Source organism: Pectobacterium versatile (assembly GCF_020166435.1).
GTDB lineage: Bacteria > Pseudomonadota > Gammaproteobacteria > Enterobacterales > Enterobacteriaceae > Pectobacterium > Pectobacterium versatile.
In genome coordinates, this window is record NZ_JAINZP010000003.1 from 192,882 (window position 1) to 208,400 (window position 15,519).

Sequence of the window (15,519 nt, forward strand, 5' to 3'; positions counted from 1 at the left end):
AAGGAAGGATTGCCTTGTGGGAGGCATTGCCGGATGTACGCGACATCCGGCGGTATTACCGGTTTATTCCGCGTTAGGATTACGCGTGGTGGTGCCCGGCAGATTGCGCAGCAGTAGCGCATAATCCAGCGAGACATCGTCTGGCACGGGCAGATAGACGATATGGCCGTTACCCGGCGCCACATCGGTCGGCTGCCCTTTGGTATTCTGCATAGATTCGATGGTGAATTGAATATTGCCGTTTGGCGTCATCATCTCCACGCTGTCGCCGCAGGAAAATTTGTTCTTCACATTGACTTCCGCCAGCCCATCGCGGCGTACGCCGGTGAATTCACCGACAAACTGCTGACGATCGGAAACGGAGTAGCCGTATTCGTAATTTTGGTAATCTTCATGCACGTGGCGACGCAGGAAGCCTTCGGTGTAGCCACGGTGCGCCAAGCCTTCCAGCGTTTCCAGCAGCGTTGGATCGAACGGTTTCCCCGCGACGGCATCGTCAATGGCACGACGATAAACCTGTGCGGTACGGGCACAGTAATAGAATGACTTGGTGCGGCCTTCGATTTTCAGCGAATGAACCTGCATTTGCGTCAGGCGTTCAACGTGTTGGATTGCACGCAGATCGCGGGAGTTCATGATGTAGGTGCCGTGCTCGTCTTCAAATGCGCTCATGTACTCGCCGGGGCGCAGGTTTTCTTCCAGCATAAAGACTTTGTCGGTCGGTTCGCCGATGCCCAGTGCAGGCTCAACGTTTTTCACCGCGATAGGTTCGTGCTGATGAACGATATTCCCGATGTCATCCTCTTTGCCTTCCTGAACCTTATATTCCCAGCGGCAGGCGTTGGTGCAAGTGCCCTGATTCGGATCGCGCTTGTTGATGTAACCGGAAAGCAGGCAGCGGCCAGAGTAGGCCATGCACAGTGCGCCGTGAACGAAGATCTCCAGTTCCATATCTGGGACGTTCTGGCGGATTTCTGCAATCTCTTCCAGCGACAGTTCGCGGGACAGAATCACGCGCGTCAGCCCCATCTGCTGCCAGAATTTCACCGTCGCCCAATTGACCGCGTTGGCTTGAACGGAAAGGTGAACATCCATCTGCGGGAAGTTTTCCCGCACCAGCATAATCAGGCCCGGATCGGACATGATCAGCGCATCCGGCCCCATTTCGATCACGGGTTGCAGGTCACGCAGGAAGGTTTTCAGTTTGGCATTGTGCGGCGCGATGTTAACGACCACATAAAATTTCTTGCCCAGCTCATGCGCTTCGTTAATGGCTTGCGCCAGCGTCTGATGGTTGAATTCGTTATTGCGCACGCGCAGGCTGTAGCGAGGTTGACCGGCATAAATCGCGTCCGCGCCATAGGCAAAGGCGTAGCGCATATTTTTCAGCGTACCGGCCGGAGAAAGCAGTTCCGGTTTAAACATGGTATCTCTCGATTCTGATCACAAGTCAGGCTGCTCCACGGCGGGAGCAGTAAAGGCGGAGGATTCTAGCGCTAATAGGGGTAAATTGCAGTAGACGACACACGAAATGTGGGGCCTTTGTTTGACGTAAATCAATCGTTTGACGTAAATCAATTTTTTTGACCTAAATAAAGAATGGCCTGCCATTAATGGAACAGGCCAGATAAGGCCGTATTAACGCGTGGTGATACGGGATTTTCCAAGCGTTTCGCGGTTGTGGAGCTGATATAAATCGACCTGTGGGCCAACCGGCACAATCTGCGTCGGGTTCAGCCAGGCAATACCGTAATAGCCCGCTTTGATGTGGTCGATATTGACCGTTTCTGCGACGCCCGGCCATTGGTACAGTTCACGCAGGTAGTTCGACAGGTTCGGGTAGTCGGCAATACGCTTCAGATTACATTTGAACGCGCCGTGGTAGGCCACGTCAAAACGCACCAGCGTCACAAACAGACGCCAGTCGGCCTCGGTCAGCGTGTCGCCGATGATATAACGGTGGCTACCCAGATGATTGTCCAGTTCGTCCAGCGTGGCGAAGAGCGTGGTGACAGCATCGTTATAATGTTCCTGCGTTTTGGCGAACCCGGTCTTATACACGCCGTTGTTGACGTTGTGGTACACGGTTTCGTTCCAGCGGTCGATCTTGCTGCGCAGCTCTGACGGGTAGAAATCAAGGTGATTGCCGGTCAGGTCGTTAAATTCGCTGTTCAACATACGGATGATATCCGCCGATTCGTTGTTCACGATGCGGCCTTCTACCCGATCCCACAGCACAGGGACTGATACCTTTCCGGTGTAGTCGGGCACGCTGGCGGTGTACAGCTGGTGCAGGTAGTTTATCTCACCCACATGCTCGCCGGCATCCTGTGGCGTGGCAAATTCCCAGCCGTTATCGGCGATACGCGGGTTGGCAACGGAGAGGGAAATGATGTTCCCCAGCCCTTTCAGCTTGCGGAAAATCAGCGTGCGCGATGCCCACGGGCAGAGATAGGAGACAAAAAGCTGGTAACGACCGGCCTCTGGCACCAGCTTGGTTTGCCGAAATTTGGTTTCTTCGCGGTGGAACGCCCCGTTTTTGATCTCTTCCGCTGCGACATCGCCGTTAACCCATTTGCCATTCACTAAGCCTGACATACACTTTTCCCCTTATCCGTACTGTTGCAGGTTACCCCTGTCCCGCACTGTGTGCGAGGTGATACCCGTTATTATTGTAGGCTTAAAAGAGTAACAGCCTTGGGAAAAGAGAAAATGACAAAATTTTCATTAAGTCAGACAGTATTTTTGACCAGCATGGGAAGGGGCCGGGGAGCTAGAGCCTAATACCAGTCACTTAAGCATGGATTTACTCGCACAGTCCCTGTGCTCGCCCTGACGGGCTGCCACAAGCGGCATTTAAAATGCGTTTGCATTTTATAGGGGAAACACGGTGAGGAGGTTCCCGCAGGGATGCCTCACACCGTGGTCGCCCCGGTATCTCGATCCTTAAACGATCAACATTAGGCTAACGCTTAGCCGCCAGCAGGCCGTATAGCGCAGAGTCGGACACCTCGCCGTCTACAATCCACCGCTGCTTTAACAGCCCTTCCTGCGTGAATCCTAGTCGTTCCAGAGAGCGGGCTGAGGCCACGTTGCGGGGATCGATTTCGGCTTCCAGTCGGCTTAGACCCGCCGTTTCAAAGGCAAAATCCCGCAGCGCAGAGAGCGCCTCCGCCATATAGCCTTTGCCTTGCGCACTCGCCGCCAGACAGTAGCCGATTTCGGCGCGTTTAGACTCAATCTCAAGGTTGAACAGCACGCAGGTGCCGATCAGCTCGCCGCTCTCTTTGACTTCCAGACCCAGTTTCATGTGCTGCCCGGCACACAGCGCGCTCCAGTGTTCGTCAATCGCGTCGTGCGCCTGCTCGATGTGTTGCCAGGGCGGGTGGTTCCAGAAACGCATCACAACCGGGTCGGACATAAAGGCGAACAGCGCAGGTGCATCATCACGATAGAGCGGACGCAGCAGCAGGCGAGGTGTCTCGATTCGGGTGGTTTCGGAAAATAGCGCAGTCATTAGCGTGAAAGCCTCTTCTTCGTGTGGAATGATTCATGTGGAACGGAAGACGGTTACTCTGACAGATGGCCAGCTTGCAGCGCCGCCATATCGCCAGCCGCGAGGGCTTCCAGATGACGCGTGATTTTTTCTATCGGCCAGTCCCACCAGCACAGCGTTTCCAGTGCATCGATGATGTCCGGCGCAAAACGGGATTTAAGGATTTGGGCCGGATTGCCGCCAACGACCGTATAAGCGGGCACATCGGCGGTGACCACGGCGCGTGACGCAATGATGGCGCCATTTCCAATGCGGATGCCGGGCATGATCAGGGCATCATAGCCAATCCAGACATCATTGCCGATGAGGGTATCACCTTTGTAAGGCAGATCGCCGGGGTTGGGCGTCACTTTTCCCCAGCCGTTGCCAAAAATCTGAAACGGGTAGGTAGACAAGCCGGAAAGCCGATGATTGGCCCCGTTCATGATAAATTTTGCGCCACGCGCGATAGCGCAAAACTTACCGATGATTAATTTATCGCCGAGAAACGGATAGTGGTAGAGCACATTTTGCTCGAAATTTTCCGCACCATCGGGATCGTCATAATAGGTGTAGTTGCCAATTTCAATATTCGGGTTGGTGACAACATTCTTGATGAAACACACTTGGGGGAAACTGGCCATGGGGTAGCGGTTATCGGGGTCTGGTCCGTTCAACATGGTCTCCATAACATCGTAAGGTGGTTGGCGTTATACCTCATTACAGGGCGCGGCTTCCCAGCGATAGCCGATGCCGTATACCGTGCGGATAAATGAGGTCTCTTCGTCCAGCTGTTCTAGCTTGCGACGCAGGTTTTTGATGTGGCTATCGATGGTGCGGTCGGTCACGACGCGATAATCGTCGTAGAGCTTATCCAGCAGCGCCTCGCGGGAAAACACCTTACCCGGCTCGGTGGAGAGCGTCTTGAGCAGGCGAAACTCTGCTGGTGTGAGATCGAGATTCTGCCCCAGATAGCTGGCCTGAAAGCCGCTTTTATCAATCAACAGGGCCGTTTCGGTTTTCTCTGCGGCTTTCAGCCCATCATTTTGCCAGCCGCAGCGGCGCAGCAGCGTTCTGACGCGCACGACCACTTCGCGCGGACTGAAGGGTTTGCAAATGTAGTCGTCGGCACCAATTTCCAGACCCAGCAGGCGATCGATCTCTTCGCTGCGGGCGGTGACCATGATAATCGGCACGTTAGAAAACTGGCGGATAGTGCGACAGAGCGTCAGGCCGTCGCAGCCCGGCAGCATTAAATCCAGCAAAATGAGTGAAGGAGAATGCTGCCGCACCCACTCGACGACATCGTTGCCGTTGGGCAGCCAGTGCGTGGCATAGTCCGCTGCCTGAAGGTAATCCACCAGCAGTTGCCCCAATTTGGGCTCATCTTCGACGATTAGAATCGGTGACGCCATAGCGAAATCGGGTGCGGTTGTCATAGCTCTGCTTATTTTGGGTGTCGTGAGTGGCGCTTAATCCGGGAGGTGCGATGGAAGCTCAATAGTAATCATCACTCCCCCTAACGGCGAATGTTCAGCATACAGCCGTCCGCTATGTGCCTCAACGATATTATTGCAGATAGCCAGCCCCAGCCCAGCACCGCCGCTGGCGCGGTTGCGCGAACTTTCTGCACGGTAAAAGCGCTCGAAAATCAGCGTGAGCTGCTCGTCGGTCACGCCGGGGGCGCTGTCCTGCCAGATAATCGCCCAGCGTTTATGGTGCTGAACCACCGTAATGGTCAACTGACCCTGCTCATCCGTGTAGCGTAGGCTGTTTTCCAGCAAATTGTTAAATAGCTGGCTGAGCCGGTCCGGGTCACCAAAGACGCCAGCCTGAATCGGTAAAGCGGTGGTGAGCGTAATCTGCTTTTTCTGGAAACGCTCATGAAACGCGGCGATAGCAATATGCAGAATTTGCACCACGTCCACGGACGTTTTGCGGTAGGCCAGCGCCCCGCGATCGGACAGGGTGAGTTGATGCAGATCGTCCACCAGTTTGGTCAGCGTCGCGACTTCAGACTGGAGCGAATGCAGAGAATTCGAGTCGGGTTTACGTACGCCATCCTGCAAGGCTTCCAGCTCGCCACGCAGCACCGCCAGCGGCGTGCGTAATTCGTGGGATACGTCGGCCATAAACGCGCGACGGGACTGCTCATTTTTTTCCAGCGTGATGGCAAGCTGGTTGAAGTCTTGTGCCAGCCTGCCCAGTTCGTCGTGCGAGCTTGCCGTCACCCGCGTACTGAAATCCCCCGATGCCAAACTGTGCACGCCGTTGACCAGTCGCTTGACGGGCGCGAGCAGGCCACGTGCGGTGAGCCAGGTGGCGATAATCGCGAGCAGCGTCGAGAGTGCGACAATCAGCCAACTGGTGCGCTGTTGCTGTTGATCGAAACTGATATCGGCGTTGCGGGTCAGGCGTTCAACAGGTGAAGCGACAATCCAGCCGACCGTTTGGTTTTGCACCTGAATCGGTTGCCAGGTGCCTTCGTTCGGGATGGGGGCTGGAGAGCCAAACAGTTTGCGTTTACCAGTATCGAGCACCCAAAGACGGACTCGCCATCCTTGCATGCTGTTGTCGGTATCGTTGTTCTGATCCATCGAGTGCAGCATCTTGAACACCAGGCGCTCATTGTTACGCAGGAATGACCAGTTGCCGTGCTGCTGATATTGCTCCGCCAGTGCATCGCGCAGTTGCGTGACCCGCTGTTCGTTGCCGCGCTTAATGTAGTCGATAAAGCCGCGCTCGAAGCTGGCGCGCACGCCCCAGTGCATGGTAATCAGCACCAGCATACAGGTGGCGAAGATCGCGAGGAACAGCTTGGCGGTGATTCCAAATTTCATGACAACCTCACGATTTGCGCGGCAGCGTGGACTGCTTGACGCTGTCCATTGGCACGCGATTAAAAATCAACACGGGCAGGGCGATGATGACGATCATGCTGAGATAGGTGTAAATAAACACCGTATGTGTTTCCGCGCCTCCCGCCGCCATGTGCGGCTGAGAAAACATCCCCAGCAGAATACCCGCGATACTCACACCGAGGCTGGTGGACAACTGCATGGTCATCGACAGCAGGCTATTGCCGCCGCTGGCGAGCGTATCCGGCAGATCCTTCAACGTCAGCGTGTTCATGGTGGAGAAGCGAACGGCGTTTACCGTACCGAGGAAGAACAGCACAATCGGGATCATCCAGATCCATTTCATTAGCGCAACCAGTGCAAACAGCGCCGTGATCAGCGCCAGCAACAGCGTGGAGATAATCAGCACGTGGCGGTAGCCGAATCGGTTGACGACCTGCACCACGATCCGCTTCATTCCCATGCTGCCTAGCACCATTGGCACCATCATCAGCCCGGCGTGGAACGGAGAAAACCCCATTCCCAACTGTAAAAACAGCGGCGTCATAAACGGCAACATGCCGCTGCCGATGCGGGCCAATAGCCCGCCTGTCAGGCCGATAGAAAAGGTGGATGTGTCGAACAGATGCAAGTTAAATAGCGCCCGTTTGTTGTGACGGGCGTGCAGCCAATAGCTCAATAGCGCTATCAGCCCGACGGCGATCAGGGCGAAAATGGCAATTGGCGGAATGCCCAGACTGCGATTGCCGTCCAGCGCCAATGTCAGCGTTGCCATCCCGACGGCGAGCCAGAGGAAGCCGCTGATATCGAAGCGTTGGGTGCGCATGGTGTAATTGGGCATCAGGAACCAGGTTGCCAGCGCGCCGATAATGCCGACTGGCAGGTTGATGAGGAAAATCCAGTGCCAACTGGCATATTCCACCAGAAAGCCGCCGAGCGCGGGCCCCATTAGTGGGCCAATCTGGCCGGGCAGCGTCACGAATGTCATCGCCGCCATATACTGATCGCGCGGAACAATCTTCATCACTGTCAGGCGGCCTACTGGCACCATCATCGCACCGCCGACGCCCTGAATGACGCGTGAAACCAACAGTTCGTTCAGCGTCTCCGAACGGGCGCACAGCAGCGACCCGAGCGTAAACAGTAGAATTGCGGCGAAAAAGATGTTCTTCACGCCGATACGGTCCGCCAGCCAGCCGCTTGCGGGCAGCATCACCGCGACGGTCAGCACATAGGAAACAATCACCGAATGCATATGCAGCGGGCTTTCATTCAGACTCGCCGCCATCGAAGGCAACGCGGTATTCACGATGGTGGTGTCCAGCGTCTGCATAAAGAAGCCAAAGGCAACAATCCAGAGCTGCCAGCGGACGGAGGCTGGTTGGGTCATCTTTCATGACCTTCTTGATTGTTGAATACATTGGGCATAGTCGGTGGTGTCCTCACATTTCGCATGGTGCTCTCAAAGCACGAATATTTTTATCTCGGAGAGGTTTCGTGCGCTTAACATTTGTTTTTCTCTGCATGCTTTCCGTATGCGCACGACACAGGGGCGCTCAGTCGCCGCCGCCCTGTGAACCCAGGCTGTTTGGCGGGAGTTCGTTGCGAGTTAAGCGCACGAAATCTCCCCTGAAATAACATATTGATTATTATCATGATAGTGACAAATCCTTCTCCGGTGCTTTGCGCCGAATATTCCTCAGCTTGTCGAAAAACAGATACACCACCGGAGTGGTATACAGCGTGAGGATTTGGCTCATCACCAGACCTCCGACAATTGTGATGCCGAGCGGTTGGCGCAGCTCGGCACCATCACCGCTGGTCAACACCAGCGGCAGTGCGCCAAACAGCGCGGCTAATGTGGTCATCATAATCGGGCGGAAACGCAGCAGGCAGGCCTGAAAAATGGCGTCCTGTGCGCTCAACCCGCCGCTGCGCTGTGCCACCAGCGCAAAATCCACCATCATGATCGCGTTCTTCTTCACGATCCCAATCAGCAGCATGATGCCAATGAGTGCCACCAGACTAAACGGTGCGCCGAACCACTCCAGCGCCAGCAGCGCGCCTACGCCCGCCGAGGGCAGGGTAGACAGAATCGTCAGCGGGTGCACATAGCTCTCATACAGCACGCCCAGCACGATATACACGGTGATAATCGCCGCCAGAATCAGCAACAGTTGGGAAGACTGCGACTGCTGGAACGCCTGCGCTGTACCGGAGAACTGACCGCGTACCGCTGACGGCACGCCCAGCGACGTCATGGTTCTTTCTATCGCTGCCGTCGCGCTGGAAAGATCGGTGCCCTCCGGCAGGTTAAAAGAGATCGTCGAGGCGGCAGACAGCCCCTGATGGTTCACCGAAAGCGGCGCGTTGATCGGCTTCCAACTGGCGAAATAAGAGAGCGGGATGGGCTTACCTTCGTTATTGATCACGAACATTTTGTTCAGTGAACTGACGTCCTGCGTGTAGGCGTTGTCGACTTCCATCACCACCTTGTATTGGTTTAGCGGCTGGTAAATGGTTGAAATCTGGCGCTGTCCGAAGGCGTTATTGAGCAGTGCGTTAGCGGCAGAAACGCTGATGCCGAGCTGCGCCATCGCATCGCGATCGTAGGTGAGCGCCATTTCTGCGCCTTTATCCTGCTGATCGGAGTTCACGTCGGCCAGCTCAGGGAGTTTGCTGAAAGCAGCACGAATCTTGGGTTCCCAGGTGCGCAGCTCGCTCAAATCGTCAGACAGCAGTGTGTATTGGTACCCGGCGCTCGCTTCCCGCCCGCCGATACGAATATCCTGCACCGGCATTAAAAACAGGTTGGCACCGGGTTCTTTTGCCAGCTTGACGCGCAGGCGACTGATCACCTGCTGTGCCGATACATCACGCTCGGACAGCGGCTTCAGTGAGATAAACATCGAGCCGCTGTTGGTGCGCGATCCGCCGGTAAACCCGTTCACGTTATCCACCGCCGGATCGCTGCTGACAATGGTCATGAAGTTCTGGAGCTTTACCGTCATGGCCTGAAAAGAAATGCTCTGGTCGGCCTGAATGAAGCCCATCAATCGGCCCGTGTCCTGCTCTGGGAAGAAGGTCTTGGGAATGCTGATGTACAGCCAAACGTTGAGCGCGATCGTGCCCAGCAGGAGCAGCAACACCCAGCGCGCATGGTTGAGCACCCATTTCAGCGAGCGCCCGTAGCCTTGCTGCATGGCGAGCAATACACGATTAAAACCACGGGTGCGCGGCTGACTGAGTTTGGGAACGGCACGCAGCAGGCGGGCGCACAGCATCGGCGTCAGCGTCAGCGAGATCAGCAGAGAAATCATGATCGCTACCGACAGCGTGACGGCAAATTCGCGGAATAACCGCCCTGGCAAGCCATCCATCAGCAGCAGCGGAATGAACACCGCAACCAGCGACAGACTCATCGATAAGACGGTAAACCCCACTTCGCGCACGCCCTGAAGCGAGGCCTGTAGCGGCTTCATGCCGGCTTCGATGTGGCGGGAAATATTCTCCAGCACCACGATGGCGTCATCCACCACGAAACCGGTGGCAATGGTAAGCGCCATCAGCGACAGGTTGTTCAGGCTAAAACCGCACAGATACATGGCCGCGAAAGTGCCGATAAGCGACACGGGGACGGCCAGCGCTGGAATGGCGGTTGCACGGGCTGAGCGCAGGAACAGGAAGACGACAAGAATAACCAGCGCGACGGCGATAATCAGCGATTGCTCGACCTCCGCCAGCGAGGCGCGAATGGTGGGTGAACGATCCTGCGCGACGTCCAACTGTATTTCGGCAGGCAGGCTGGCACGTAGCTCTGGCATCGCGGCGCGGATATTGTCTACCGTGGTGATAATGTTGGCATCCGGTGCGCGGCGAATCATCACCAGAATCGCAGGCTTCGAGTTCGCCATCCCTGCGTTACGTGAGTTCTGGACGGAATCTTCTACCGTGGCGACGTCGCTCAGGCGGACGGCGGCCCCGTTGTTGTAGTGGATAATCAGCGGCGCGTAGGCATCGGCGGTTTTTAGCTCATCGTTGGTTTGTATCTGCCAGCTTTTCTGGCTGTTTTCCACGTTCCCCAGCGGCTGGCGCACGTTCGCCTGCGCGATAGCCTGCCGCACCTCATCGAGGGAAATTCCCTGATTAAACAGCGCCACTGGATTCAGCGCGACGCGCACGGCGGGCAGCGAGCTCCCGCCGATGGAGACATCGCCAACGCCTTCCATCTGCGAAATTTTCTGCGACAGCTGGGTAGAGGCAAAGTCGTACAGCTGTCCCTGACTGTAGGTGTCCGAGGTCAGCGTCAGAATCATGACGGGGGCGTCGGACGGATTGACTTTGCGGTAGGTCGGACGGCTGGACATGCCGGACGGCAACAGATTCTGTGCCGCGTTAATGGCTGCCTGCACATCGCGCGCCGCGCCGTTGATATCCCTGTCGAGATTAAATACCAGAATGACGCGCGTACTGCCGAGCGAGCTGGTGGAAGTCATTTCGCTGACGCCCGCGATCCTGCCGAGTGCCCGCTCCAGCGGCGTGGCGACGGCAGAGGCCATGGTTTCCGGCGAGGCACCGGGCAGCGAGGCGCTGACCGAGATTACCGGGAAATCCACCTGCGGCAGCGGCGACACCGGCAGCAGGCGGAAACCTAATACGCCACAGAGCGCGATGGCCAGCGTCAGCAGCAGGGTGGCAACGGGGCGGTGGATGAACAGGGCGAAGAACTTCACTCGGTTTCTTCCTCCTGACGTGGCGCACGGCGGAAACGCATCGCCAGACGATCAAACAGCAGGTAGATCACCGGTGTGGTAAACAGCGTCAGGATTTGGCTCATGATCAGGCCACCGACCATACAGATCCCCAGCGGCTGGCGCAGCTCTGCGCCGACGCCGGTACTCAGCATCAGCGGCAGCGCACTCAGCAGCGCCGCCATAGTGGTCATCAAAATCGGCCGGAAACGCAGCAGACAGGCCTGATAAATCGCGTCATACGGTTTCATGCCCTGTTCTCGCTCCGCCGCCAGCGCGAAGTCGATCATCATGATGGCGTTCTTCTTCACGATCCCGATGAGCAAAATGATCCCGATAATGGCGATCACATCCAGCTCATTCCCCGCCATCATGAGCGCCAGCAGTGCGCCGACGCCCGCCGTTGGCAGCGTAGACAAGATGGTGATCGGGTGAATAAAGCTCTCGTATAGCACGCCAAGCACAATGTACATCGCGACAATCGCCGCCACGATGAGCCATACGGTGCTGCTCAGCGCTGACTGGAACGCCAGCGTACTGCCCTGAAAGCGAGTGGTGATATCCGCAGGCAGGTTCATCTGCTGCTCGGCCTGCGTGATGGCATCAACCGCTTCGCCCAGCGCATAGCCTTTAGCGACGTTGAAGGAGATTGTCGTCGACGGGAACTGGTCGATATGGTTGATTGCCAACGGCCCCTGACGCTCTTCAATGGTGGCAATGCTGCTGAGCGGAATGGTCCCGCCGTCGCTGCTGATGAGGCGTACGTCGTTCAGCGCGTCCAGACCGGTGTTGTTGGTCGTATCGTGCTCCAGCACCACGCGATACTGGCTGGCCTGCGTATAGATGGTGGAAACCAGTCGCTGACCAAAGGCATTGTACAGCGCGCTATCGACCTGTGACATTGTAATACCCAGACGGCTGGCGCTGTCGCGGTTCACGTTGACGTAGGCGACCGCTGCGCCGTCTTGCCAGTCGCTGCTGACATCCTCTAGCTGCGGCAGTTTTTTCAACTCGGTCATCAGCTTTGGCACCCACTCGCTCAGCTCGTCCAGCGACATCGCCTGCAAGGTAAACTGGTATTGCGTGCGGCTAATCTGGGTGTCGATGGTGAGATCCTGCACCGGTTGCAGATACAGCTGAATGCCGGGGATCTGGGCAGTTTGCTGTTGCAGGCGACTGATGATCTCTGGAATACGTTCGCTGCGTTCACTGAGCGGTTTCAGGTTGATTTGCAGTCGGCCGCTGTTCAGCGCGGCGTTTGTGCCGTCAACGCCGATGAACGAGGACACGCTTTCCACCGTCGGATCTTTCATGATGATGGATGCGACGCGCTGCTGGCGGTCGGCCATATTGCTGAACGAGACCGTCTGCGGTGCCTGCACGGTGCCCTGAATGATGCCGTTATCCTGTATCGGGAAGAAGCCTTTCGGGATCCAGATATAGAGCAAAACTGTCAGCAGCAGCGTACCGAGCGCGACGCTGAGTGTCAGCCACGGATGATTCAACACCTTGCGCAGCCAGACGCCGTAGGCATCAATCAGGCGAGTGAAGAAACGTTCGCTGGCGCGGGTAAAGCGGTTCTGTTTACGCAGCGACTGATGGCTCAGCATTCGTGCGCACATCATGGGCGTCAGCGTGAGTGACACGACGGCGGAAATCAGGATAGACACCGCTAGCGTGACGGCGAATTCGCGGAACAAGCGTCCGACGATATCGCCCATAAACAGCAGCGGGATCAGCACGGCGATGAGCGAGAAAGTCAGAGAGATAATGGTGAAGCCGATTTCCCCTGCACCTTTCAGCGCCGCGTTAAGCGGTTTTTCCCCTTTTTCGATATAGCGGGCGATGTTTTCAATCACCACGATGGCATCGTCCACCACGAAACCGGTGGCGATGGTGAGCGCCATGAGCGTCAGGTTATTGATGGAGAAACCGAGAAAATACATGGCGGCAAAGGTGCCAATCAGCGACAGCGGCACGGCAATGCTGGGGATCAGCGTGGCGACGGCGTTACGCAAGAACAGGTAAATCACCATCACGACCAGCGCGATAGCCAGCAGCAGCTCAAACTGGACGTCTTTCACCGAGGCGCGAATGCTGGTGGTGCGGTCAGTCAGCGTGGTGACTTCGACAGAGTTCGGCAGGCTGGCTTTTAACGCGGGCAGCATCTTACTAATGCTGTCCGTGGTCGTGATGACGTTGGCACCCGGCTGGCGCTGAACGTTGATAATGATCGCCTGCTGCCGATTCGCCCAGGCACCGAGATGAATGTTCTCGGCGGCCTGCTCAATCGTTGCGACATCCTGAAGCCGCACCGGCGCGCCATTCTTCCATGCAACAATCAGCTTGCGGTAATCATCAACGGACTTCATCTGATCGTTGGCGGAGAGCGTCACCGAGCGCGTCGGACCATCCAGGCTCCCCTTGGCGGAATTCACGTTGGCGGCAGTAATGGCGGTGCGGATCGTTTCGCTGGTCAAACCGTACGCCGCTAGCGCTGGCGCGTTCAGCCTGACCCGTACTGCCGGACGTTGCCCACCGGCTAACGATACTAGCCCGACGCCCGCCACCTGCGAGATTTTCTGCGCGATGCGGTTGTCCACCATGTCCTGCACCTGCGTCATCGACATGGCGCTGGAGGTGACGGCCAGCGTCATAATCGGCGGATCCGCCGGATTCACTTTGCTGTAGGTCGGTGGGTAGGGCAGATCGTTAGGCAGCAGGTTGCTGGCCGCATTGATGGCGGCCTGAACGTCCTGTTCGGCGACGTCCAGCGATAGCTCAAGCTGGAATTGAAGCGTAATGACGGATGCGCCGCCTGCGCTCTGCGTCGACATCTGTTTTAGCCCGGACATCTGTCCGAACTGCCGCTCCAGCGGCGCGGTAATCGCCGAGGTCACCACGTCGGGGCTGGCACCGGGATACAGGGTAATAACCTGAATCGTCGGATAATCGACTTCGGGCAACGCGGACACCGGCAGCGCCCGATAGCCGATAATACCGGCGAGCAGAATGGCGATCATCAGCAGCGTCGTGGCGACCGGACGCAGAATAAACAGGCGTGACGGCCCACCGCCGCTGGCTGGAACGGTATCCTGCATCAGGATTTCTCCCCAGCGATTGCGGGCGTTTTCTCCGTCAACGCTGAGGGAATGACTTCCACTTTCGCGCCTTCGGTCAGGCGGTCGATACCGTCAGTCACGACCTGAACATTCGCGTCCAGCCCGGCGGTCACGACAACCAACTGGCCGTACTGAATACTGGTGGTAACCTGACGCTTACTCACTTCATTTTTATCATTCAGAATCCAGACGAAGCGGCCTTCATTGCCCATTTGTACGGCGGCGGACGGCGCGACGACGGCATTTTTCAGCGTGTCGACCTTCATGCGGATATTCACGAACTGGTTCGGGAACAGGGCATCGTCCAGATTGTCAAAACGCGCTTTGAGCTTGATCGTGCCCGTGGTGGCGTCGATCTGGTTGTCCATGCTCAGCAGGATGCCCTGCGAGAGTTTCTTTTGATTAGCACGATCCCAGGCTTCTACCACGGGCGGCTGACCTGATTTCTGCGCACTCAGAATCGTGGAGATTTCCGCTTCCGGTACGGTAAAGACCACATCAATAGGGTAGGTCTGCGTAATCACGACAATGCCATTGGTGTCGCCGCTGGTGATGTAATTCCCCACATCGACCTGTTTTAAACCGATCCGACCGCTGATAGGGGCGGTGATTTTGCTGTAATCCAGCTGAAGCTGTGCGCTGGCGACGGCACCTTCATCGGCTTTTAGCGTGCCTTCCGCCTGACGAACGGCGGCGGTCTGCGCATCCAGTTCTTGACGGGAGATCAGGTTGGTTTTCACCAACTGCTGATAGCGCGCTAAATCCTGTCGGGCGTTAGCCAGTGAGGCCTGATCTTTTGCCAACTGTCCCTGAGCCTGCGTCAGCTCAACCTGAAAAGGACGAGGGTCGATTTCCGCCAGCAGCTCGCCAGCCTTAACCTGTTGCCCTTCCTGAAAGTGCAACGCCATCAACTGACCGTTCACCCGGCTGCGCAGCGTCACAGTATTGGCTGCCGTCACAGTGCCTAAACCTGACAGATAATAGGGCACGGAAGCGGATTGCGTCATCGCAGCCTGCACAGGGGCCAGCGTGCGCATAGCAGCGCGGCGTCCACCGCCATTGCTATTGCTTCCCGAATGTGACGTACGGGCGGCATGCTGTTCACTCGTGCCAGGGGCGGCAGGCGGTACCTGGGTAAAATGGCGCCAGATCAGTACGGCAATAGCGATAACGGCGGCAATTACCAGCAGGCCTCGGATACGTTTGGCATTCATAGTGATGGATTACTCTCTCCAGGTTGCGCGGGAGGCACG

The 15,519-nt window shown here is 56.8% G+C and carries 10 protein-coding genes; all 10 read right to left on the reverse strand.

The window, feature by feature from the left end; all coding sequences use genetic code 11:
- Nucleotides 1-63: 63 nt before the first annotated feature.
- Entirely contained in the window at nt 64-1,425 is a 1,362-nt protein-coding gene (gene yegQ / locus K7X24_RS05740) for a tRNA 5-hydroxyuridine modification protein YegQ (protein ID WP_103940871.1), read from the reverse strand.
- 213 nt (nt 1,426-1,638) lie between these two features.
- The gene (locus tag K7X24_RS05745; protein ID WP_224553582.1) at nt 1,639-2,598 is read right to left on the reverse strand and encodes a glutathione S-transferase family protein; all 960 of its coding nucleotides are present in this window, start codon (nt 2,596-2,598) and stop codon (nt 1,639-1,641) included.
- Nucleotides 2,599-2,965: 367 nt separating this feature from the next.
- Nucleotides 2,966-3,517 (reverse strand): GNAT family N-acetyltransferase, encoded by a 552-nt coding sequence (locus K7X24_RS05750; RefSeq protein WP_010305694.1) that lies wholly within the window; start codon nt 3,515-3,517, stop codon nt 2,966-2,968.
- A 53-nt stretch (nt 3,518-3,570) separates the two neighbouring features.
- Complete coding sequence (locus K7X24_RS05755; RefSeq protein ID WP_411961336.1) at nt 3,571-4,215, reverse strand: Vat family streptogramin A O-acetyltransferase; 645 nt, start codon at nt 4,213-4,215, stop codon at nt 3,571-3,573.
- Between the two features lie 30 nt (nt 4,216-4,245).
- Nucleotides 4,246-4,974 (reverse strand): two-component system response regulator BaeR, encoded by a 729-nt coding sequence (gene baeR, locus K7X24_RS05760; RefSeq protein ID WP_039474996.1) that lies wholly within the window; start codon nt 4,972-4,974, stop codon nt 4,246-4,248.
- Between the two features lie 33 nt (nt 4,975-5,007).
- Nucleotides 5,008-6,375 (reverse strand): two-component system sensor histidine kinase BaeS, encoded by a 1,368-nt coding sequence (gene baeS / locus K7X24_RS05765; protein WP_224553585.1) that lies wholly within the window; start codon nt 6,373-6,375, stop codon nt 5,008-5,010.
- A gap of 7 nt (nt 6,376-6,382) precedes the next feature.
- Nucleotides 6,383-7,783 carry an MFS transporter gene (locus K7X24_RS05770; protein ID WP_224553587.1) on the reverse strand — a complete coding sequence of 467 codons (1,401 nt, stop codon included), beginning with the start codon at nt 7,781-7,783 and terminating at the stop codon, nt 6,383-6,385.
- 262 nt (nt 7,784-8,045) lie between these two features.
- Complete coding sequence (mdtC, locus tag K7X24_RS05775) at nt 8,046-11,126, reverse strand: multidrug efflux RND transporter permease subunit MdtC (RefSeq protein ID WP_224553590.1); 3,081 nt, start codon at nt 11,124-11,126, stop codon at nt 8,046-8,048.
- Complete coding sequence (locus K7X24_RS05780) at nt 11,123-14,245, reverse strand: MdtB/MuxB family multidrug efflux RND transporter permease subunit (RefSeq protein ID WP_161509644.1); 3,123 nt, start codon at nt 14,243-14,245, stop codon at nt 11,123-11,125. The genes mdtC and K7X24_RS05780 overlap by 4 nt, the downstream gene beginning before the upstream one ends.
- A complete protein-coding gene (locus tag K7X24_RS05785) occupies nt 14,245-15,480 on the reverse strand; it encodes an MdtA/MuxA family multidrug efflux RND transporter periplasmic adaptor subunit (protein ID WP_010305664.1) in 1,236 nt (411 codons plus the stop codon). Before K7X24_RS05785 ends, K7X24_RS05780 begins: the two co-directional genes overlap by 1 nt.
- Between the last annotated feature and the right edge of the window lie 39 nt (nt 15,481-15,519).